Source organism: Streptomyces flavidovirens DSM 40150 (assembly GCF_000429085.1).
In the GTDB taxonomy this organism is placed as follows: domain Bacteria; phylum Actinomycetota; class Actinomycetes; order Streptomycetales; family Streptomycetaceae; genus Streptomyces; species Streptomyces flavidovirens.
In genome coordinates this window covers 114,217-134,087 of sequence record NZ_AUBE01000016.1, presented here as the reverse complement: position 1 = coordinate 134,087, position 19,871 = coordinate 114,217, and the positions used below count along the sequence as shown (strand labels likewise).

Here is a 19,871-nt window from a genome sequence, read left to right as displayed (position 1 = left end):
ACTTTCGGGTTGAGATCGTTGAGCACTCCGGACGCACCGGCTCATGCCTGTACACGCTGGTGTGCCAGCCCAGCGCACCCGAAGGACCTCGCATGAGTACGCCGCCCCCCGGCACCCCCCTCCCGCCCCTCGCCGGCGGCTCAGGCGGACGCGCTGCCCTGCGGCCCCTGCTCGACACCGTCCTCGACGCCCTCCACGAAGGCGCCCTCGCCCGCGGCGGACCCATCCCCGCCGGCGGCCCCGACACCGTCGCCCAACGCCTCCTGGACGCCACCGCGACCGTACTGCCCGACACCGGCACCGGAGCCGAAGAAGCCCTCCGTACCCTCGTCCAGGCACTCGCCCACGGCGCCGCGGACCCCGCCGAACCCCTGTGCGTCGCGCACCTCCACACGCCGCCGCTCGCCGTCGCCGCCGCCGCCGACCTCGCCGTGTCCGCCCTCAACCCGTCCATGGACTCCTGGGACCAGGCACCCGCGGCCTCCGCCCTCGAAGCGCACGTCACCCGCACGCTCGCCGCCGAGATCTACCCCCACGGACCCGCACCCGACGCCCTCGTCACCACCGGCGGCACGGAATCCAACCAGCTCGCCCTCCTCCTCGCCCGCGAACGCCACGGCCCCGTACAACTCGTCCACGGCGCCAACGCCCACCACTCACTGCCCCGCGCCGCCTGGCTCCTCGGCCTCCCCGAACCGGTCACCGTCCCCGCCCCCGCCGGCGTCATCGACCTCGCCGCACTCGACGAAGCCCTCACCGACCTGCACCACCCCCTCCTCGTCGCCGCCACCGCCGGCACCACCGACACCGGCCGCATCGACCCGCTCCCCGAGATCGCCGACCTCTGCGCACGCCACAACGCCGAGCTCCACATCGACGCCTCGTACGGCGGCCCACTCCTCTTCAGCGACGTACACAAACACCGCCTCGACGGGCTCGACCGCGCCCACACCGTCACCCTCGACCTGCACAAACTCGGCTGGCAACCCGTCGCCGCCGGGCTCCTCGCCGTCCCCGGCACCGCCGCCCTGACCCCCCTCGCCCACCAGGCCGACTACCTCAACGCCGACGACGACACCGAAGCCGGCCTCCCCGACCTCCTCGGCCGCTCCCTGCGTACGACCCGACGCCCCGACATCCTCAAGATCGCCGTAACCCTCCGCGCCCTCGGCCGTACGGGACTCGCCGCCCTCGTCGACCACACCTGCGCCGCCGCCCAGCACCTCGCCGACCTCGTGGAGAACACCCCCGGTCTCGAACTCCACGACCGCCCCACCATCAGCACCGTCCTCTTCCGCCCCACCAACGCCAGCGACGACGACATCGCCACCATCCGCCGCACCCTCCTCACAGAAGGCCACGCCGTCCTCGGCCGGGCCCGCGCCGACGGCCGCCTCTGGCTCAAAGCCACCGTCCTCAACCCCCACACCACCCCCAACGACCTCAAAGCACTGCTCTCACTCCTCTCACACCCCTCCCTCCCCTCACCCCTTTCACTTCCGGAAGGCAGCACCCACCGATGACCGCCGCCCCACAGCCCCAAGAACCCGAACTGCCCCACGACCTGGTGGGCATCGGCATCGGCCCGTTCAACCTGTCCCTCGCCGCCCTCGCCGACGGCGTACACGGCGGCCTGGCCACCGCCTTCTACGAACAACGCCCCGCCTTCCACTGGCACCCCGGCCTCCTCATCGAAGGCGCCACCCTCCAAGTCCCCTTCCTCGCCGACCTCGTCACCCTCGCCGACCCCGCCAGCCCCTGGTCCTTCCTCAACTACCTGCGCACCCGCGAACGGCTCTTCCCCTTCTACTTCTCCGAGCGCTTCCACATCCAGCGCGCCGAATACGACGCCTACTGCCGCTGGGTCAGCGACAACCTCCCCGGACTCCACTTCGGCCACCAGGTCGACGCCGTCCGCTGGAACGCCGAACGCGACGCCTTCGAAGTCGACTTCACCCAACTCGACGCCGACGGCGAAGCCGAAGCCCTCGGCCGCGCCTACACCCGTAACGTCGCCGTCGGCGTCGGCACCCAGCCCTACATCCCCGAACCACTCAAACCACTCGCCGAAGCCCCCACCGTCCCCGTCATCCACTCCTGCGACTACCTCGCCCACCGCGCAAGGCTCCTGGCCGCCGAACACATCACCGTCATCGGCTCAGGACAGTCCGGCGCGGAAGTCTTCCTCGACCTGCTGCGCGCCCGCCCCGCAGGCCGCGAAAAAATCACCTGGCTGGCCAGGACCGAGGCCTTCGCCCCCATGGAGTACTCCAAGCTCGGCCTGGAGCACTTCACACCCGACTACAGCCGCTACTTCCACGCCCTGCCCGAGTCCGTACGCGACGACCTCGGCCCGCGCCAATGGCAACTGCACAAAGGCATCGACGCCGACACCATCGCCGCCATCCACGACGAGCTCTACCAGCGCAGCCTCCACGGCGGCTGGCCCGACGCGGTCCTCACCCCCGGAGTCTCCGTCCGCACAGCCGGCCGCGTCGGCACCACCAAAGTCGAACTCCACCTCGAACACCTCCAGCAGGGCACCCGCTCCCGCCTCACCACCGACGCCGTCATCCTCGCCACCGGCTACCGCGAACGCCCCCTGGGACAGCTCCTCGCAGGACTCGACGCCTACATCCGCCGCGATGCCTCGGAGCGACCCCGGATCGACGACCAGTTCCGTATCGTTCTCGACCCCTCGGTGACCGGATCCGTGTACGTACAGAACGCCGAGCGGCACACGCACGGCGTCGGCGCACCCGACCTCGGCCTCGCCGCGTGGCGCAGCGCGACGATCCTCAACTCCCTCACCGGCAAAGACCCCTACCCGATGCCGCGCCGCACAGCGTTCACCAGCTTCGGCCTGGAACGCCGCGAAGCCCCTCGCGTCCCCGCCCAGCAACCGGCCCTCACCCCCCTGGTCCAGGGCCGGTAGGAACCGCCGCCACAAGCCGGCGAGGGGCCCGCCGCCCTCAGGACAGCGGCAGGCCGCCCTCAGGACAGCGGCAGACAGCGGCAGCGGCCCCCCCGAAGATCCCGCGCCGCCTAGAACACCGGCACACCGTCGCGCGTCAGCTTCCACCCCACCGCCGCGAACTCCGCCGGGTCCAGCGTGCCCTTCCCCTTCACCCACGTGATGATCGTGTTCCGGATCTCCTCCGAATTCGCCCACAGCTGCTTCGCACCCGCGACATGCGGAAACGCCCCCCCGCCACTCGCCCGGTAGTTGTTGACCGCCAGCACGAACTCAGCCGCCGCATCGACCGGCCTGCACTCGAACGCGAGATTCACAATCCGCGAACCGGCCGGCTTCGCGATGTCGATCTCATACGTCAGACCCGACACCACGTCGTAGTTGTAGTCGGGGATGTTCCCCGCGTTCGTCAGCTTCGCCGTGTCCACCGCGGCCCCCGCCGCGGTCTGCGCGTAGTACCGCGCCGAGAACTCCAAGTACTCCTTCAGCTGCGCACCGGTCAGCAGCCGCGCCTCAAGCGTGTTCTCGAACGGATACAGACCCGCCGCGTCCCTGATCGTCACCTCACCCTCGGGAACCGCCGCCGTCCGCGAGAAGCACGACGCCTGCGACAGCACCGGCAGCCCCGCGTACGCCCCACCCGCCAGCGCCGCCTTCACTGTCTCGGCCTGCACGTGATTGATCAGGTCGATCAGCGGCTCGTCCTTCCACGCCGCCTCCGCCGTCGTCATCCTCACCGTCGACGTACCGATCACCTGATTGACGTACGCGACGACCTTCTCGTGCTCGTCACCGAGCAGCTTCGTGATCTCCGGGTCCTCGGCGACCGTATTGGAGTTGAGGACCTTCGCCCCCACCTTCTCCACCGTCCAGCGGCCCCTCGACCACACCAGATCGAAGTCGAAGAGCGTCAGCCGCTGCCCCCACTTGAGCGGCTCCGACAGGACGACCTTCTTGCCCGTCTCCTTGTTCTCCACGAAGTACTCGGCGATCTCCGTGTGCGCGTGCCCCACCAGGATCGCCTCGATGCCCGGAACCTGCTCGGCCACCAGACCCGCCGCGTTCTCCACGTACGGAAGCTGGTCACCGTACGAAGACGTACCGCTCGAACCCGAATGCGCCGAAACGATGACAACATCCGCACCCATGGAACGCAGCTTCGGCACCCACTTCGCCGCCTGCTCCTCCAGACCCGGGAACGTCATCTTCCCCTGCACGTTCTGCTTGTCCCAGATCGCGATACCCGGGTTCGTGAGGCCCAGCACCGCCACCCGCACGTCACGGCCGTGCGGCGTACGCAGCCTCTTCATGACGTACGGAGGGAACGCCGGACGCAGCGTCTTCGCGTCCAGCGCGTTCGCACCGAGGAGCGGGAAGTCACACTGCTCCTCGAACTTGCGCAGCACCGGTATGCCGTAGTTGAACTCGTGATTCCCCAGAGCGGCCGCGTCGTAGCCGATGGCGTTCATCGACTGCGCCATCGGGTGCACCGGGCCGTGCTTCGCGGTGATCGGATCGACCTTGGCGTAGTAGTACGAAAGCTGCGTTCCCTGGATGGTGTCGCCCGCGTCGATGAGCAGCGTGTTACGGCGGCCCTTCTCCTCGCGGATCTGGTTCACCAGAGTGGAGATCTTCGCCAGGCCCACATCGTTGTGCGCCTTGTCGTCGAACTCCTTGTCCGTGAAGTAGTCCCAGTTGAAGACATTGCCGTGCAGGTCCGTCGTGCCCATGACGGTGAAGGAGTACCGCTTGGGCGGACGCCCGTGGCCGTGACTGCGGCTGAGGCCCTGTGCTTCGGCGGGTGTGGCCACAGCCCCGCCGGCCACGGCAACACCGGCCCCGGCGGCGGCCGAGCGGCCCAGGAACGTCCTACGGTTCAGCGGCATTCTCTTGTCTCCTCGATCCGTGCTTCCGCGCTTCGGTCGCACAACGTGACGCGCGTAGAGTTTGGCCCAACGAGCCACACCAGCAACACCCCTACCGCGTTTCGATCTGATGACCGCCCGCTGTCACACCCGAGTGCGACAGTGGAGAGCGTGACCGACGAACCGATGAACCCCGAGCCCCGAGTCAGCCCCCCAGCCCCCTACGGCACCCCCCAAGCCCCCCGCCTCGCCGTCCAGGGCGAAGCACGCCTCGAATTCGACCCGGAAACCGCCCACATCCGCATCACCGTCAGCGCCCGCGGTACGGACCGCCGCACCGCACTCGAAGACCTCACCCGGCGCAACACCCTCGCCCTCGACCTCGTCAAGAGCTACGGCGACGCCGTCGAAAAGCTGGAAACCGGCGCCTTCTCCATCAGCCCCGAACTCACCAGACACGGCCGCGGCGACCGCGTCCGCTCCTACCACGGAAGCGTCCACATCACCGCCGCCCTCACCGACTTCACCGCCCTCGGCGAACTCACCACCCGCCTCGCCGACCTCGAACTCACCCAGGTCGACGGCCCCTGGTGGGCCATGCGCCCCGACTCACCCGCCCACGGCGAAGTACGCCGCCAAGCCGTACGGGAAGCAGTCAAACGCGCCCGCGAATACGCCCAGGCCCTCGGCGCCGACCTCGCCGCCCTCGTCGAACTCGCCGACCCCGGAGCGGAAGACGGCCGCCCCGTACCCGTCGCCTACGCCGGCGGCTTCGCACGCCGGGGCATGACCTCCGAAATGGCCGAAGACGCCCCCGCCCTCGACCTCGAACCCCAGCGCCAGACCCTCCACGCCCTGGTGAACGCCCGCTTCATCATGACGCCGCCCAAGCTCTGAACAACGCTCATCAGAGCACCCCCGCGCACAATTCAACACTTGTCAATAACCTTTCATGCAAAGGTTGTTGGACAGTCACGCACAGCCAATTTCCTACTGGCTGGTAAGGCCTAGGCTCGACCTATGCGCCGAGCCAAAATCGTTTGCACCCTGGGGCCCGCCACCGACACATACGACCAGATCAAGGCACTGGTCGAAGCCGGAATGGACATCGCCCGCTTCAACCTCAGCCACGGCACCTACGCCGAACACGAGGAGCGCTACCAGCGCGTACGCAAAGCCTCCGACGAAACAGGCCGCAGCGTCGGCGTACTCGCCGACCTTCAAGGCCCGAAGATCCGCCTCGGACGCTTCCGCGAAGGACCCGTACTCCTTGAACGAGGCGACGAGTTCACCATCACCGTCGAACCCGTCCAAGGCGACCGCCATACCTGCGGCACCACCTACCAAGGCCTCGCCACCGACGTCACCACAGGCGAACGCATCCTCGTCGACGACGGCAAAGTCACCCTCGAAGTCACCGGCGTCGACGGACCCCGCGTCCAGACCCTCGTCATCGAAGGAGGCATGGTCTCCGACCACAAAGGCCTCAACCTCCCCGGAGTCGCCGTCTCCGTACCCGCCCTCTCCGAAAAAGACATCGACGACCTCCGCTGGGCCCTGCGCACCGGCGCCGACATCATCGCCCTCTCCTTCGTACGCAGCGGACGCGACATCCAAGACGTCCACCGCATCATGAAGGAAGAAGGCCGCCACCTCCCCGTCATCGCGAAAATCGAAAAGCCCCAAGCCGTCGAAAACATCGACGACATCGTCGCCGCCTTCGACGGCATCATGGTCGCCCGCGGCGACCTCGGCGTCGAAATGCCCCTCGAACAAGTCCCGATCGTCCAAAAGCGAGCCATCAAACTCGCCAAGCGCAACGCCAAACCGGTCATCGTCGCCACCCAAATGCTCGACTCGATGATCGAGAACTCCCGGCCCACCCGCGCCGAAGCCTCCGACGTCGCCAACGCCGTCATCGACGGCACAGACGCCGTCATGCTCTCCGGCGAAACCAGCGTCGGCAAATACCCCATCGACACCGTCCGCACCATGAGCCGCATCGTCGAAGCCGCAGAAGAAGACATCCTCGCCAAAGGCCTGCCACCCCTCACCGAACGCAACAAACCCCGCACCCAAGGCGGAGCCGTCGCCCGCGCCGCAGCCGACATCGGCGACTTCCTCAACGCCAAATTCCTCGTCGCCTTCACCCAATCCGGCGACACCGTCAAACGCCTCTCCCGCTACCGCTCACCCATCCCGCTGCTCGCCTTCACCCCCGACCCCGCGACCCGCTCCCAGCTCAACCTCACCTGGGGCGTCGAAACCTTCCTCGGCCCGCACGTCGACTCCACCGACGCGATGGTCGCGCAGGTCGACGAACACCTCCTGCGCATCGGCCGCTGCCAGAAGGGCGACGTCGTGATCATCACCGCCGGCTCCCCGCCCGGCATCGCGGGCTCCACGAACCTCGTCCGCGTCCACCACATCGGCGAGGACGACCCAGCCGCGAAGTAACCCTGCCGCCACGGGCAACGGGCCCCCACACCCCAGGGGGCCCTACCCGCACGGTGTCAGTGCTTGGGCCCGACGTGCGCGTCCATCAACGCGACGGATGCGCGTTTGGCGACCGAGACGCTTTGCGCGGCGCGGCTCTGCCGTGACGGCTTCCACTCGACGCCGACCGCGTCGAGGGTGTCCGTGAAGAGGCGCAGGATGTCGACGGATGTGTTGGTGAAGAAGTACCTCGGGTATTCATAGCGCTTCCGCTCGCCGCCGACGAGACGGGTGGTCCAGTTGGTGATCCGGCACCCGTCGGAGTGGATGAGCCCACGGATGAAATCCCAGGGGTGGGCATCCACAATGGCCTGTTGCCAGGAGCGGAGCGAGATCGTGCGTTCGTGCTTCTTTCCAGGACCGTGCTGTGGGAAGAGGCACGGCCAGTGGCGGCTGTAACTGGTGACCGCTACGCAGCCCTGGCGCTGGAGGACATGGACGGAGTCTTCGGGGCGGACGCTTGAGATGGCAGTGCGGCACAGGTCGATGAGCCTGGGCCAGGCATCTGCGCACGCAATGCGTAGGTAGTAGCCGCCGTGACGGTGTGGGCTGATGCAGCCGTCGCCGAGGTAGAGACCCAGTAGGTAGGCGTACGCGGCGGAGTCTGTTGGAAGGCCGGGTACGGGCAGGCACCTTGGGCATGGTGCGGCTTGTCCGAGCATGCGCGGCGTCGGCTCGATCCGGATCTGCCACTCGCGGATGGCGGACCTGGATATGCCGGTCTGCTTGCTCACGGAGTTGAGACTGCGGCCTTGGGCGACGAGGGTAAGCGCGTGCTCACGCGTCCTGAGGTCGTACATGATTGCGAGACTGGCGGGATCCTTGTGATCTCGCACGGATTTACGACCGCATTCACCAGGGCGAGTGAAGATCGCCAAACTGTAGGTGAACCTTGGAATCGAAGGAGAAGTGCCCCGGGTCGGACTCGAACCGACACTGTATGGGTTTTGAATCCATTGCCTGCTGCCAATTGGGCTACCGGGGCTCGCGGTATCCAAGGTTTCCCTTGACCCACTGCGCGTCCACCTTACCGCAGCTAGGTACGCTCTTGGGGAGCTGTACCTGCCGTGGAACGAGGAGCCCCGTGACCACCCCCGAGTCGCCCCAGCCCGTCGCCGACGACGACAACAAGTCGCACGTCCCGCCGCTGACGACCCGCGTCGTCATCGCCGAGGACGAAGCCCTCATCCGCCTCGACCTCAAAGAGATGCTCGAGGAAGAGGGCTACGCGGTCGTGGGCGAGGCCGGTGACGGGCAGCAGGCCATCGAGCTCGCCCGGGAGCACCGGCCCGACCTCGTCATCCTCGATGTGAAGATGCCCGTGCTGGACGGCATCTCCGCCGCCGAGAAGATCACGGAGGAGTCCATCGCCCCCGTCCTCATGCTGACCGCGTTCTCGCAGCGCGATCTGGTGGAGCGGGCGCGGGATGCCGGTGCGATGGCGTACCTCGTGAAGCCGTTCAGCAAGAGTGACGTCGTACCGGCCATTGAGATGGCGGTGTCGCGGTTCACGGAGCTGAAGGCGCTGGAGAGCGAGGTCGCGGACCTTACGCAGCGGCTGGAGACGCGGAAGCTGGTGGACCGGGCGAAGTCGGTGCTGCAGACGCAGTACGGGCTGACGGAGCCGGCCGCGTTCCGGTGGATTCAGAAGACGTCGATGGATCGTCGCCTGTCCATGCAGCAGGTGGCGGAGGCGGTCATTGAGGACGCCGAGGAGAAGAAGGCCGCGAAGGGCGAGTAGCACGGTACGGCGTACGTATGTACGTATAGAGGAGAGGCCGCCCCCGCGCTGCGTGGGGGCGGCCTCTCCTTGTGTTCGTGTGGTTCAGTCCTCGCCGAGGTACGTCTTGCGGACGGACTCGTCGTGGAGCAGTTCGCTGCCGGGGCCGGAGAGCTTGATGGTGCCGACTTCCATGACGTGGGCCTGGTCCGCGAGCGAGAGTGCGGCCTGGGCGTTCTGTTCGACGAGCAGGATGGTGGTGCCCTGTGCCTTGAGTTCGACGATGGTCTCCATGATCTTCTGCATCATGATCGGGGAGAGGCCCATCGACGGTTCGTCGAGCATCAGTAGCTGGGGCTGGGACATGAGTGCGCGTCCCATGGCCAGCATCTGCTGTTCGCCGCCCGAGAGGGTGCCCGCGGCTTGCTTCCGGCGTTCTCCCAGGATGGGGAAGAGGTCGTAGGCGCGCTGGATGTCCTTCTCGATGCCCGCTTTGTCCGTCCGGAGGAACGCTCCGAGCTGGAGGTTCTCCGTGATCGTGAGGCGGGGGAAGATGTGCCGGCCCTCGGGGGAGTGGGCCAGCCCGAGGGACACGATCTTGTGTGCGGGGACTCCGCCGAGCGGTTTGCCGTCGAAGGTGATGCGGCCGCTGGAGGGCTTGAGCAGTCCGGACAGTGTTCGGAGGGTGGTGGTCTTGCCCGCACCGTTGGTGCCGATGAGGGTGACGACCTGGCCTGCTTCGACGCTGAAGGAGATGCCCTTGACGGCTTCGATCTTGCCGTAGGCGACCCGGAGGTCCTCGACCTCGAGGAGAGCGGTCACGGGGTTTCCCCTTCCGGGCTGGTGGTGCTGGTGGTGCTGGTCTTGCTCGTGGTGCCCTGCGCTTCTTCGGCTGCTTCGACTTCCGCAGCCTCTTCCGCGCCCGGTGCGCCTTCGAAGGGCGTGCCGAGGTAGGCGGCGACGACTCGCTCGTCGCCCTGGACGACGGAGGGTGTGCCTTCGACGAGCTTCTCGCCCTGGACGAGGCAGGCGACGCGGTCGCAGAGGTTGAAGATGAAGCGCATGTCGTGCTCGATGACGAGTACGGCGATGCCCTGGTCCCGGATGGCGAAGATGAGTTCTTCGGTGACGCGGGTTTCCTGCGGGTTCATGCCGGCGGTGGGCTCGTCGAGGAGCAGCAGGCCGGGGTCGCTGGCGAGGGCGCGTGCGATTTCGAGCTTGCGCTGTTCGCCGTAGGGGAGGTTGCGGGCGAGGTGGTCGGCCTTGTGTTCGAGGCCGATGAACTCGAGCAGTTCCATGGCCCTCTTGTGGGAGGCGGCTTCGGCTTTCTTGAAGCCGGGGCCGCGCAGGAGGGCCGACCAGAGGCCTTCCTTGGTCCTGGTGTGGCGTCCGACGAGGACGTTTTCCAGGACGGTCATGTTGGCGAAGAGCCGGATGTTCTGGAAGGTGCGGGCGATACCTGCCTGGGTGACGAGGTGGGGCTTGGGCGGCAGGACGGTGCCCTTGTAGGAGACCTTGCCTTCGGTGGGGACGTAGAGCCCGGTGAGGCAGTTGAAGAAGGTGGTTTTGCCGGCGCCGTTGGGGCCGATGAGGCCGACGATCTCGCCGGCGTGCACCTTGAGGTCGACCGAGCGTACGGCGGTGAGGCCGCCGAAGCGCATGGTGACGCCGCTGGCGTCGAGGACCGCGGGGGTCTCGGTGGTGTTTTCGACGGTGTTCTCGGTGGTGGTCGTCATGTCGTTCACGCCCCCGCCTTCGTGATGCCGACGCCGGAGTCGGTCAGGCCCTTGTCCGGTACGTCGAGTTGGTCGGTCTCGTGGTACTCGAGCTGGGCGCGCCGGTTGGCGATGAGGCCTTCGGGGCGGAAGCGCATGAGGAGGATCAGCGCGATGCCGAACCCGAGCAGCTGGTAGTCCTGGAGGAACTGCAGCTTGGCGGGGATCATGTAGAGCAGCGTGGCGCCGATGAGGGGTCCGCTGATGGTTCCCATGCCGCCGAGGATGACGGCGGCGAGGAGGAAGGCGGAGTTGGGCGGTACGGGTCCGGCGAAGACGTACATTTCGGGGACCACGGTGCTCTGGACGTGTGCCTGGACGGTGCCGGCGAGGCCGGCGAGGGTGGCGCCGAGGGCGAAGGCGATGAGTTTGACCCGGAAGCCGTTGATGCCCATGGCGGTGGCGGCGGTCTCGTCTTCGCGGATGGCGACCCAGGCGCGGCCGATGCGGGAGCTGCCGGCGCGGCTGAAGACGAGGACGACGAGGATCATCGCGAGCAGCATGAGCAGGTAGTAGTTGGCGTACGACCCGAGTTCGATGCCGGCGATGGTGTGGGATTCGCCGAAGTCGTATCCGAAGAAGACGAGGTCGGGGACGTTGGGTACGCCGTTGGGGCCGTTGGTGACCTGCGGGCCGGATACGCCGTCGAGGTTGCCGACGGTGATGCGGAAGATCTCGCCGAAGCCGAGGGTGACGATGGCGAGGTAGTCGCCGCGCAGCCGCAGGGTGGGGGCTCCGATGACGACGCCGAAGATGAGGGAGACGACGCCGCCGGTGAGGACGGATGCCCAGAAGGGGAACTGGACGTCGAAGGCGGATGCGGTGGTGCCTGAGACGAGGGCGGCGGTGTAGGCGCCGACGCCGAGGAAGGCGACGTATCCGAGGTCGAGGAGTCCGGCGAGGCCGACGACGATGTTCAGTCCGAGTGCGACGGTCGCGAAGATGAGGATGTTGACCGCGATGAGGGTGAACTGGTCGGTGTTCTGGGTGAAGGGGAAGGCTGCTGCGGCGACGAAGGCGGCTGCCACGGCGATGGAGCGGTATTTGGTGGTGAGCGCCGAGAGGCGTGCCATGAGGCCGGCTTTGAAGAGCGCGGCGATGGCGAACCCGGCGGTGATCATGTAGCCGGTGAAGAGTTCGGCGTATTCGGTGTCGATGCCGTAGGTGACGACGAAGAGGCCGATCGCGAAGGCGGCGACGATGATCAGGATTTCGGCCCAGGAGGGCAGTTCCTTGGGGCGCTTGGCCTTGCGGGTGTCGTCGGGCAGTTGGAACGCGGCGGCGACGGGGATGGCGGAGGCCACGGCTGCGACGAAGCCGCCGGGTTCGAGGTTGACCATGCCGCCGAGTTCGACGGCGATGGCGATGACCGTGAACCAGGTGGTGCCGAGGGCGCCGAGGGCGAGCAGTCGCAGCGCTTTGGTGGTGCCGGTGGGCGCGAGCCAGCGCAGGCCCTTGATGTCCAGTGCGGCGAGGGCGTACAGGGTGGTGAGGAGGCCTGCGACGAGGGTGAGGACCTGGAGGCCGCCGGGGTATCCGTAGACGGTGAGGTCGCCGGGGAACTCGTCGGTGTAGGTCCAGGCCAGGAAGGTGCTGGCTGTGGTGGCGAGGCCGCCGGCGAGGGTGAGCCAACGGAACATGTTGGCGCGGGAGTTGCGGTTGGCCGGTGCGGTCTCGGCTGTCTGCGTGGTGTCGGTTGTCATGGCTCTCACGCCCGATCCGCGACGCGCTCGCCGAGCAGGCCCTGTGGCCTGACGAGGAGCACGACGATGAGAAGTACGAATGCCCAGACGTTGGCCCAGGCGCCGCCGCCGAGCTGCTGCATTCCGGGAATCTCTTCGATGTAGGCGATTGACAGGGATTCCGCGAGGCCGAGGACGACTCCGCCGACCATGGCGCCGTAGATGTTGCCGATGCCGCCGAGGACGGCTGCGGTGAAGGCCTTGAGTCCGAGGATGAAGCCCATCTCGAAGTTGATCTGGCCCTTGTCGAGGCCGTATGCGACGGCTGCGACGGCTGCGAACGCGGCACCGATGGCGAAGGCCATGACGATGATGCGGTCGGTGTTGATGCCCATGAGCTTCGCTGTGTCGGGGTCCTGGGCGGTGGCCTGCATGGCGCGGCCGCTGCGGCTCTTGGCTACGAAGAGGCCGAGGGCGAGCATGCACAGGGGGGCGAGGACGAGGACGAAGGCGTCGGCGCGCTGGAGGTACAGGTTGTCGAAGATCTTGAACGACTCGCCCTGGATCTCGGGGAAGCTGCGCGGCTTCTTCGCGTCGGGGTAGAGGCCCCAGACAAGCTGCTGGAGAACGATCGAGAGGCCGATTGCGGTGATGAGCGGGGCCAGCCGGGGGGCGTTGCGCAGCGGCCGGTAGGCGAAGCGTTCGGCGGCGGTGGCGACGGCGACGGATGTGATGGCGCCGCCGACGATCATGAGGGGAATGGCCACGAGGAGCGACGTCCCGCTGGGGAGCGCGATGTAGGCGGTGAGGGCGCCGAAGCCCCCGATCATGAAGATCTCGCCGTGGGCGAAGTTGATGAGCTGGACGATGCCGTACACCATGGTGTACCCGATGGCTATGAGGCCATAGAGGGCGCCGAGGGCAAGGCCGTTGGCCAGCTGTTGCGGCAGTTCGTGCACCGCAGGGCCTCCGATGAGCTTGTCGGATATGACTCCGCGCGAGGGCGCTGTTGCGCCCTCGCGCGGTTGTTTTCAAGTGGGGCGGGTGGCGCGGGCGTTCAGGTGGTGCGGTGGGGCGGTGGTGCGTCAGTCCTTGAAGGTGTCGGACTTGACGTCCTTCCAGACCTTGCCTTCGACCTTGTAGACGGTGAGCTGCTTGTTCGTCGTGTCGCCGTACTTGTCGAAGGCGACCTTGCCGGTCACACCGTCGAAGGAGACCTTGGACATAGCCTCGACGACCTTGGCGCGGGCGTCGGCGGGGAGCTTGCCGTCGTTGGCGGCGACGACGGACTTGACGGCCTGGATGATGGCCCAGCCGGCGTCGTAGGAGTAGCCGCCGTATGCCGCGTACGGGTCCTTGTATCCGGCCGCCTTGTAGTCGGCGATGAACGTCTTGGCCGTCGCGAGCTTCTCGACCGGGTAGCCGATCGAGGTGGCGAGGTCACCGTCGTTCGCCACGCCGGAGGCGCTGATGAAGGCCGGGTCGTAGATGCCGTCGCCGCCCATGGTGGGGATCTTGGCGCCGGTCTTCTTGATCTGGTCGGAGAGCAGGCCGCCCTCGGGGTACTGGCCACCGAAGTAGACGGAGTCGGCCTTCGACGACTTGACCTTGTCGGCGGTGCTGGAGAAGTCGGTCTCCTTCACCGTGACGTGGTCGGTGCCGGCGATCTTGCCGCCGAGCCGCTTGAACTCGGCGGAGAAGATCGCGGCGAGGCCGGCGCCGTAGGTCTGCTTGTCGTCGACGACGTAGACCTTGCGCTTCTTCGCGTCGTTGTAGAGGTACTGCGCGGCGAACTTGCCCTGGACGACGTCCGTGGCGGCGGTGCGGAAGTACGTCTTGAACGGACGCTTCAGCTCGCCCTTGCCCCAGTTGTCACCCTGGCTGAGTGCCGGGTTGGTGTTGGCCGGGGAGACCTGGACCACACCGGCTTTGTCGAAGACGCCCTGCATGGACTGGGCGACGCCGGAGTTCAGCGGGCCGACGGCTCCGATGACGTCCTTGTTGCCGACGAGCTTGGCGGCGTTGGCCTGGCCGGAGGCGGGGACAGCCTGGTCGTCGAGGGCTTCGATCTTGAACTCGATGCCGGGGACTTCGTTGTTCTTGTTCGCGGTCTTGGCCGCGAGGTCCACGGAGTTCTTGATGCCCTGGCCGAGCGCGGAGAGGGAGCCGGTCAGCGGGGCGTCGACACCGATGACGACGGTGGTTTTCTTGCTGCTGTCACCCTCGCCCTTGTTGTCGTCGCGCGACCCACAAGCCGTGAGAGTCAGTGCTCCGGTCGTGAGCGCTGTGGTGAGTATGAGCAAAGAACGGTGTCGCACGAAAGGTCCTTTCCCTGGCGCGGCCTCCTCTGCTGAGGTGCCGTGACGATCGCCGGGCCGTTCTGGTCGATACAGGGGCCGTGCAGCAGACGCGCCCGGCGGCGCGGTGACTGGCCGTGACTCTAGGCGGAGGTGGAGGGGTCGTGGAGGTGTGAAGTCAGGATGTGACTCTCTTGTTATGCCAAGGCCAACGCTGGGTAGGGCAGTGTGGACACATCCGTCGATACCTTCACCGCCGGAAAGTCCCACATGCTGAGAACCCCCAGTTCCGCTACGGCGCTTGGGGTGATCTTGGTGTCGGCGGCGCCTGCGTGGCTGAAAGGGCACTGGCCGGAGTACCGGCGCGGGTGATGTGAGCGGCGGCCGAATGCGTGATCGCATCCTTGTTACGGAGTGTTACCTCAGGGGGAGTCGCTTAGCGCCGCGCGTTACGTCGCGGCTGCGCGGCCTGTCACCCCGGCGGACGCCAGTTCTCCGAGCTGCCGGTGGCGCCGTTGCGGGCGGTGCATTGCTGCCGGGCCAGGCGGTCGACCAGCCTGAGACCCGCAGCGCGCCCGTGGCGCTTCACCTCGGCGCGACCTGCGGCGATGATCTCTTCGTGCAGGGCGTACTGCTCGTTGGACAGCCCCTTTTGCTCCCAGTCGAGGCCTGACCATTTGCTGCCCTTGAGTGTCTCTTTCGCCCAGTAAGAGACGAGTTTTGTGCAGGTCTCCTCGGGCGAGGGACTCTGCGGAGCGGGGCCCGATGTCGCGGGCCGGGAGGCATGAGGAGGCTCCGTACAGCCCGCGACAACCAGTGCGGCCAGGAGTGCGCAGAAGGCGTATCCGGCATGCGTGTGCGGTCCGGTCCCCATGAGGAGACGCTAGGTCAGTCACGATGTGTGACACAACCGGCAGAGCGTCGCCCTTACGGCAGTTTTGTGTACGGGGAGAGGAACGCGCGGGCGCCCGGCGTGTCCAGCCGGTAGGTGACGTTCGTGGCGTAGCAGGGGGTGTCGCCGGTGATCGTGGTGGCGACCAGGGTGCGCTTGCCGGCGAGGGTGGCGAAGTTGGGTCCGCCCGAATCGCCGTAGCAGGCACCGCCGTTGCCCTGGGGTGCGGTCATGGAGAGCCGCAGCCAGGCGTCGTTGAGTGCGTTGTATGTGACGGGGGCCTTCATGCGTACGCCGCCGCCGGGGTGGGTGTGGCCGCCGGGCCCGCGCCGGGCTTCCTGGGTGCCGTACCCGGCGACGGTGAAGGAGGTGTCGTCGAGGCCCTGGGGGCCGAGGGCGTTCAGGGCGCCGGCAAGGGGGAGAGCGGCGGGCGTGAAGGACCACCTCGCCTTGAGCCCGGCTGCCGGCACTTCGACGACGGAGATGTCGTGGGTGTCGGAGGCGGGGCCCGGATAGGCGGGGTGGTTGTGGGCGGTGCCCTGGACGGCGACCGCTTCGGCGACGGCCGCCGGGTTGCCGGGGTGCTGGGCCGCGGCCTTGTCGAGGCCGGCCTGCACGTCCTGGTCGAGGGAGACGTAGAACCTCACGTTGTCGGGCCAGTCGGTGGTGCAGTGCGCGGCGGTCAGGAACGTATCCGCGTCGATCATGGTGCCGGAACAGACCCAGTCGACGCGGTCGGGCGTGGTGGGGTTCGCGTCGTTGTCCCACGTCGCGACGAGGGCTCCGACTTCGGTGCGCTCGGGTGCGGGCGTGGCGTTGTAGGAGTTGATCGCGGAGGACGGCAGGGCCGCCGCCAGGACGAGTGCGCAGGCTCCGGCGGTGACGGCGGTGAGGCGTATGCGTACTGCGGTCAAGAGAACCCCTTGGGTGTGACGTGCGAAGTGTGGGATGGGACCGGCGGCGCTCTCCTGTGGGGGTGGGGGACAGTGAACCGGTTGTGCCGGTGGTGGGACAAGGGGGGTGGCGGGCAAGGGCGTTGAGGTCTGACGCAGAGGGGGTGGTCGCGGCGGAGTGTGCGCGCTCTTCGCGGGATGGTCAGCCGCCGGCCCCTTGGAGGCGGCCGTGATGGCGAGAGCCACCGGTGTACGTACGCGCGGTACGGCGCGGCGGAAGGGCGTGACGGTGTTGGCCGTGTCCCCGCTCGCGGCGCTTCGCGCGCGGGCGGAAGCACCGCGAGCCCGCCGCCGCACCCCGCCGCTGACCCCGCCCCGAAGATCGTTGGCCGGGGTCAGCGGTGTGACGCTGCCGGGCGCTCCGCGATCAGTTGATCTCCCGGCCGTACGCGCTTAGCCCTTGCTGCCGTCCGCGTCGCGCAGCAGGCATGTCAGGCGGGCCGTGCAGACCCGCTTGTCCTGGTCGTCGGTGATGACGATCTCGTACGTCGCGGTGGAGCGTCCGCGGTGGACGGGGGTGGCCACACCGGTCACCAGGCCACTGCGGGCGCCCCTGTGGTGCGTGCAGTTGAGGTCCACGCCGACGGCGATCTTGGAGGCGCCGCCGTGCAGCATCGAGCCGATGGAGCCGAGCGTCTCGGCGAGTACGGCGGAGGCGCCGCCGTGCAGCAGGCCGTACGGCTGGGTGTTGCCCTCGACGGGCATGGTGCCGACGACGCGCTCCGCGGAGGCCTCGACGATCTGTACGCCCATGCGGGTGCCGAGGTCTCCGGCGGAGAACAGGGCGGGCAGGTCGACGCCCAGCTCGGCGTACTCATCGATGACCTCTTGCGGGAACTTCACAGCTGCGGTCTGCTCGCCCATGGGGCCCGGCTCCGATCGTCGTACGGCGTCCATCGTCCTTAAGCGAACGCTTAGGCGGTGCGTGATTGTTCCAGACGTACGATGACGGACTTGCTGGCGGGGGTGTTACTGGTGTCCGCGGTGGCGTCGAGCGGCACCAGCACGTTGGTTTCGGGGTAGTAGGCGGCGGCGCAGCCGCGCGCGGTGGGGTAGTGCACGACGCGGAAGCCGGGGGCGCGCCGCTCGACGCCGTCCTTCCACTCACTGACGAGATCGGTGTACGTCCCGTCGGCGAGGCCCAGCTCGCGGGCGTCGTCCGGGTTGACGAGGACGACGCGACGGCCGCCCTTGATGCCCCGGTAACGGTCGTCGAGTCCGTAGATCGTGGTGTTGTACTGGTCGTGCGAGCGCAGCGTCTGAAGGAGCAGCCGGCCGTCGGGGAGCTTGGGGTACTCGACGGGCGCGGCGGTGAAGTTGGCCTTGCCGGTGGGGGTGGTGAAGCGGCGTTCGTCGCGCGGGCCGTGCGGCAGGGTGAAGCCGCCGGGACGGGCTACGCGTGCGTTGAAGTCCTCGAAGCCGGGAACGACGCGGGAGATCCGGTCGCGGATCGTGCCGTAGTCCTTCTCGAAGTCCTCCCACGGCGTGGCGGAAGCGGGGCCGAGGACGGCCCGCGCCAGGCGGGCGACGATGGCCGGCTCGGACAGCAGGTGGGGGCTCGCGGGGGCGAGGTTGCCGCGCGAGGCGTGCACCATGCCCATGGAGTCCTCGACGGTGACGAACTGCTTCCCTGCCGCCTGTACGTCCTTGTCGGTACGTCCGAGGGTGGGCAGGATCAGCGCGCGGGCGCCGGTGACGGCGTGCGAGCGGTTGAGCTTCGTCGACACGTGGACGGTCAGGCGGGCCCGGCGCATCGCGGCTTCGGTCACGTCGGTGTCGGGGGTCGCGCCGACGAAGTTGCCGCCCATGGCGAAGAAGACTTTCGCCTCGCCGTCGCGCAGGGCCTGGATGGACCGTACGACGTCGAATCCGTGGTGGCGGGGTGAGGTGATTCCGAATTCCTTGTCGAGGGCGTCGAGGAAGGCGGGGGCGGGGCGTTCGAAGATGCCCATGGTGCGGTCGCCCTGCACGTTGGAGTGGCCGCGCACGGGGCACACTCCGGCGCCGGGGCGGCCGATGTTGCCGCGCAGCAGCAGGAAGTTGACGACTTCGCGGATGGTCGGCACGGCGTGCTTGTGCTGGGTCAGGCCCATGGCCCAGCACACGATGGTGCGCCGGGAGGTGAGGACCATGGCGAGGGCCTGCTCGATCTTCGCGCGCTCCAGGCCGGTGGCGGTGAGGGTCTCGTCCCAGTCGGCGGCGTGCGCGGTGGCCGCGAACTCCTCGTATCCGTGGGTGTGTTCGCGTACGAACTCTTCGTCGACGGCGCCGTCCGCTTCGATGATCAGCTTGTTGAGCAGCCGGAACAGGGCCTGGTCGCCGCCGAGGCGGATTTGGAGGAAGAGGTCGGTGAGGGCGGCGCCCTTGATCATGCCCTGGGGGGTCTGCGGGTTCTTGAAGCGTTCGAGTCCGGCTTCGGGCAGCGGATTCACCGAGATGATCTTCGCGCCGGCGGCCTTGGCCTTCTCCAGGGCGGTGAGCATCCGCGGGTGGTTGGTGCCCGGGTTCTGGCCGGCGACGATGATCAGGTCGGCCTGGTGCAGGTCTTCGAGAGAGACGCTGCCCTTGCCGATGCCGATGGTCTCCACCAGGGCAGAGCCCGACGACTCGTGGCACATGTTGGAGCAGTCCGGCAGGTTGTTGGTGCCGAACTCGCGGGCGAAGAGCTGGAGCAGGAACGCCGCTTCGTTGCTGGTGCGGCCCGAGGTGTAGAAGACGGCCTCGTCGGGGGAGCCGAGTGCCTTGAGCTCCTCCGCGATGATCTCGAAGGCCCGCTCCCAGGTCACCGCGTCGTACCGGTCGGCGCCCTCCGCCAGATACACCGGCTGTGTGATGCGTCCTTGCTGGCCCAGCCAGTACCCGCTGCGCGTGGCGAGGTCGGCGACGGGATGGGCGGCGAAGAAGTCGGGGGTGACACGGCGCAGTGTCGCCTCTTCGGCGACGGCCTTCGCGCCGTTCTCGCAGAACTCCGCCTTGTGCCGCTTGTCCTCCTCGGGCCAGGCGCAGCCGGGGCAGTCGAAGCCGTCCTTCTGGTTGACCTTGAGGAGGGTCTGCGCGGTGCGGCGCACGCCCATCTGCTGCTGGGCCATCTTCAGCGTGTGTCCGATGGCGGGGAGCCCTGCCGCGGCGTGCTGGGGGGCCGCGACCTGCGGCGCGTCCTGGACCGGGTCACCTGCGGGCGGCTTGGCAGCCATGGCGCTCCCCTTTGAGCGTGCGG

General features: G+C 67.9%; 16 protein-coding genes and 1 tRNA gene. 5 read left to right on the top strand and 12 right to left on the bottom strand.

Features of this window, described 5'->3' with window-relative positions:
* Nucleotides 1-92 precede the first annotated feature (92 nt).
* Both G412_RS0121990 and G412_RS0121985 read left to right on the top strand, forming a co-directional pair.
* Nucleotides 93-1,523, top strand: coding sequence for a pyridoxal phosphate-dependent decarboxylase family protein (locus G412_RS0121990; protein ID WP_028813967.1), 1,431 nt, complete (start codon nt 93-95; stop codon nt 1,521-1,523).
* Complete coding sequence (locus tag G412_RS0121985; RefSeq protein WP_028813966.1) at nt 1,520-2,935, top strand: lysine N(6)-hydroxylase/L-ornithine N(5)-oxygenase family protein; 1,416 nt, start codon at nt 1,520-1,522, stop codon at nt 2,933-2,935. Before G412_RS0121990 ends, G412_RS0121985 begins: the two co-directional genes overlap by 4 nt.
* Nucleotides 2,936-3,045: 110 nt before the next feature.
* Here the strand turns inward: G412_RS0121985 and G412_RS0121975 are convergent, their stop codons facing one another.
* Nucleotides 3,046-4,860: a bifunctional metallophosphatase/5'-nucleotidase gene (locus G412_RS0121975; protein ID WP_028813965.1), complete on the bottom strand. Its 1,815-nt coding sequence runs from the start codon at nt 4,858-4,860 to the stop codon at nt 3,046-3,048.
* A gap of 165 nt (nt 4,861-5,025) precedes the next feature.
* Here G412_RS0121975 and G412_RS35530 point away from each other — a divergent pair, with 165 nt between their 5' ends.
* Together G412_RS35530 and pyk are read left to right on the top strand one after the other, a co-directional pair.
* Nucleotides 5,026-5,736, top strand: a complete 711-nt coding sequence (locus G412_RS35530; protein ID WP_037649546.1) for an SIMPL domain-containing protein — start codon at nt 5,026-5,028, stop codon at nt 5,734-5,736.
* A 123-nt stretch (nt 5,737-5,859) separates the two neighbouring features.
* Nucleotides 5,860-7,296, top strand: a complete 1,437-nt coding sequence (gene pyk, locus G412_RS0121960; protein WP_028813962.1) for a pyruvate kinase — start codon at nt 5,860-5,862, stop codon at nt 7,294-7,296.
* 56 nt (nt 7,297-7,352) lie between these two features.
* Here the strand turns inward: pyk and G412_RS0121955 are convergent, their stop codons facing one another.
* Both G412_RS0121955 and G412_RS0121950 read right to left on the bottom strand, forming a co-directional pair.
* Nucleotides 7,353-8,135 (bottom strand): helix-turn-helix domain containing protein, encoded by a 783-nt coding sequence (locus G412_RS0121955; protein ID WP_028813961.1) that lies wholly within the window; start codon nt 8,133-8,135, stop codon nt 7,353-7,355.
* 110 nt (nt 8,136-8,245) lie between these two features.
* Nucleotides 8,246-8,320 (bottom strand) — tRNA-Leu (locus G412_RS0121950).
* Between the two features lie 99 nt (nt 8,321-8,419).
* Here G412_RS0121950 and G412_RS0121945 point away from each other — a divergent pair.
* Nucleotides 8,420-9,076, top strand: coding sequence for an ANTAR domain-containing response regulator (locus G412_RS0121945; RefSeq protein ID WP_028813960.1), 657 nt, complete (start codon nt 8,420-8,422; stop codon nt 9,074-9,076).
* An 84-nt stretch (nt 9,077-9,160) separates the two neighbouring features.
* Here G412_RS0121945 and G412_RS0121940 read toward each other — a convergent pair whose 3' ends face one another.
* From G412_RS0121940 to G412_RS0121900, 9 genes are all read right to left on the bottom strand, one after another.
* Nucleotides 9,161-9,877, bottom strand: a complete 717-nt coding sequence (locus G412_RS0121940; protein WP_028813959.1) for an ABC transporter ATP-binding protein — start codon at nt 9,875-9,877, stop codon at nt 9,161-9,163.
* Nucleotides 9,874-10,791: an ABC transporter ATP-binding protein gene (locus G412_RS0121935; RefSeq protein ID WP_106964151.1), complete on the bottom strand. Its 918-nt coding sequence runs from the start codon at nt 10,789-10,791 to the stop codon at nt 9,874-9,876. Before G412_RS0121935 ends, G412_RS0121940 begins: the two co-directional genes overlap by 4 nt.
* A 5-nt stretch (nt 10,792-10,796) precedes the next feature.
* A complete protein-coding gene (locus G412_RS0121930; protein ID WP_028813957.1) occupies nt 10,797-12,533 on the bottom strand; it encodes a branched-chain amino acid ABC transporter permease in 1,737 nt (578 codons plus the stop codon).
* A 5-nt stretch (nt 12,534-12,538) separates the two neighbouring features.
* Complete coding sequence (locus G412_RS0121925; RefSeq protein ID WP_028813956.1) at nt 12,539-13,471, bottom strand: branched-chain amino acid ABC transporter permease; 933 nt, start codon at nt 13,469-13,471, stop codon at nt 12,539-12,541.
* Between the two features lie 126 nt (nt 13,472-13,597).
* The gene (locus G412_RS0121920; RefSeq protein WP_028813955.1) at nt 13,598-14,830 is read right to left on the bottom strand and encodes a branched-chain amino acid ABC transporter substrate-binding protein; all 1,233 of its coding nucleotides are present in this window, start codon (nt 14,828-14,830) and stop codon (nt 13,598-13,600) included.
* 451 nt (nt 14,831-15,281) lie between these two features.
* Complete coding sequence (locus G412_RS0121915) at nt 15,282-15,683, bottom strand: hypothetical protein (RefSeq protein ID WP_028813954.1); 402 nt, start codon at nt 15,681-15,683, stop codon at nt 15,282-15,284.
* A 53-nt stretch (nt 15,684-15,736) separates the two neighbouring features.
* Nucleotides 15,737-16,615: a trypsin-like serine protease gene (locus G412_RS0121910; RefSeq protein WP_028813953.1), complete on the bottom strand. Its 879-nt coding sequence runs from the start codon at nt 16,613-16,615 to the stop codon at nt 15,737-15,739.
* A 432-nt stretch (nt 16,616-17,047) separates the two neighbouring features.
* A complete protein-coding gene (locus tag G412_RS0121905) occupies nt 17,048-17,518 on the bottom strand; it encodes a PaaI family thioesterase (RefSeq protein ID WP_028813952.1) in 471 nt (156 codons plus the stop codon).
* Nucleotides 17,519-17,568: 50 nt separating this feature from the next.
* On the bottom strand, nt 17,569-19,848 hold the full coding sequence (locus G412_RS0121900; RefSeq protein WP_028813951.1) for an FdhF/YdeP family oxidoreductase: 2,280 nt from the start codon (nt 19,846-19,848) through the stop codon (nt 17,569-17,571).
* Nucleotides 19,849-19,871 lie beyond the last annotated feature (23 nt).

Coding starts and splice junctions, on each gene's coding strand:
- G412_RS0121990 (WP_028813967.1), top strand. CDS start 93: ATGAGTACGCCGCCCCCCGGCACCCCCCTCCCGCCCCTCGCCGGCGGC.
- G412_RS0121985 (WP_028813966.1), top strand. CDS start 1,520: ATGACCGCCGCCCCACAGCCCCAAGAACCCGAACTGCCCCACGACCTG.
- G412_RS0121975 (WP_028813965.1), bottom strand. CDS start 4,860: ATGCCGCTGAACCGTAGGACGTTCCTGGGCCGCTCGGCCGCCGCCGGG.
- G412_RS35530 (WP_037649546.1), top strand. CDS start 5,026: ATGAACCCCGAGCCCCGAGTCAGCCCCCCAGCCCCCTACGGCACCCCC.
- pyk (WP_028813962.1), top strand. CDS start 5,860: ATGCGCCGAGCCAAAATCGTTTGCACCCTGGGGCCCGCCACCGACACA.
- G412_RS0121955 (WP_028813961.1), bottom strand. CDS start 8,135: ATGTACGACCTCAGGACGCGTGAGCACGCGCTTACCCTCGTCGCCCAA.
- G412_RS0121935 (WP_106964151.1), bottom strand. CDS start 10,791: ATGACGACCACCACCGAGAACACCGTCGAAAACACCACCGAGACCCCC.
- G412_RS0121930 (WP_028813957.1), bottom strand. CDS start 12,533: ATGACAACCGACACCACGCAGACAGCCGAGACCGCACCGGCCAACCGC.
- G412_RS0121915 (WP_028813954.1), bottom strand. CDS start 15,683: ATGGGGACCGGACCGCACACGCATGCCGGATACGCCTTCTGCGCACTC.
- G412_RS0121905 (WP_028813952.1), bottom strand. CDS start 17,518: ATGGGCGAGCAGACCGCAGCTGTGAAGTTCCCGCAAGAGGTCATCGAT.
- G412_RS0121900 (WP_028813951.1), bottom strand. CDS start 19,848: ATGGCTGCCAAGCCGCCCGCAGGTGACCCGGTCCAGGACGCGCCGCAG.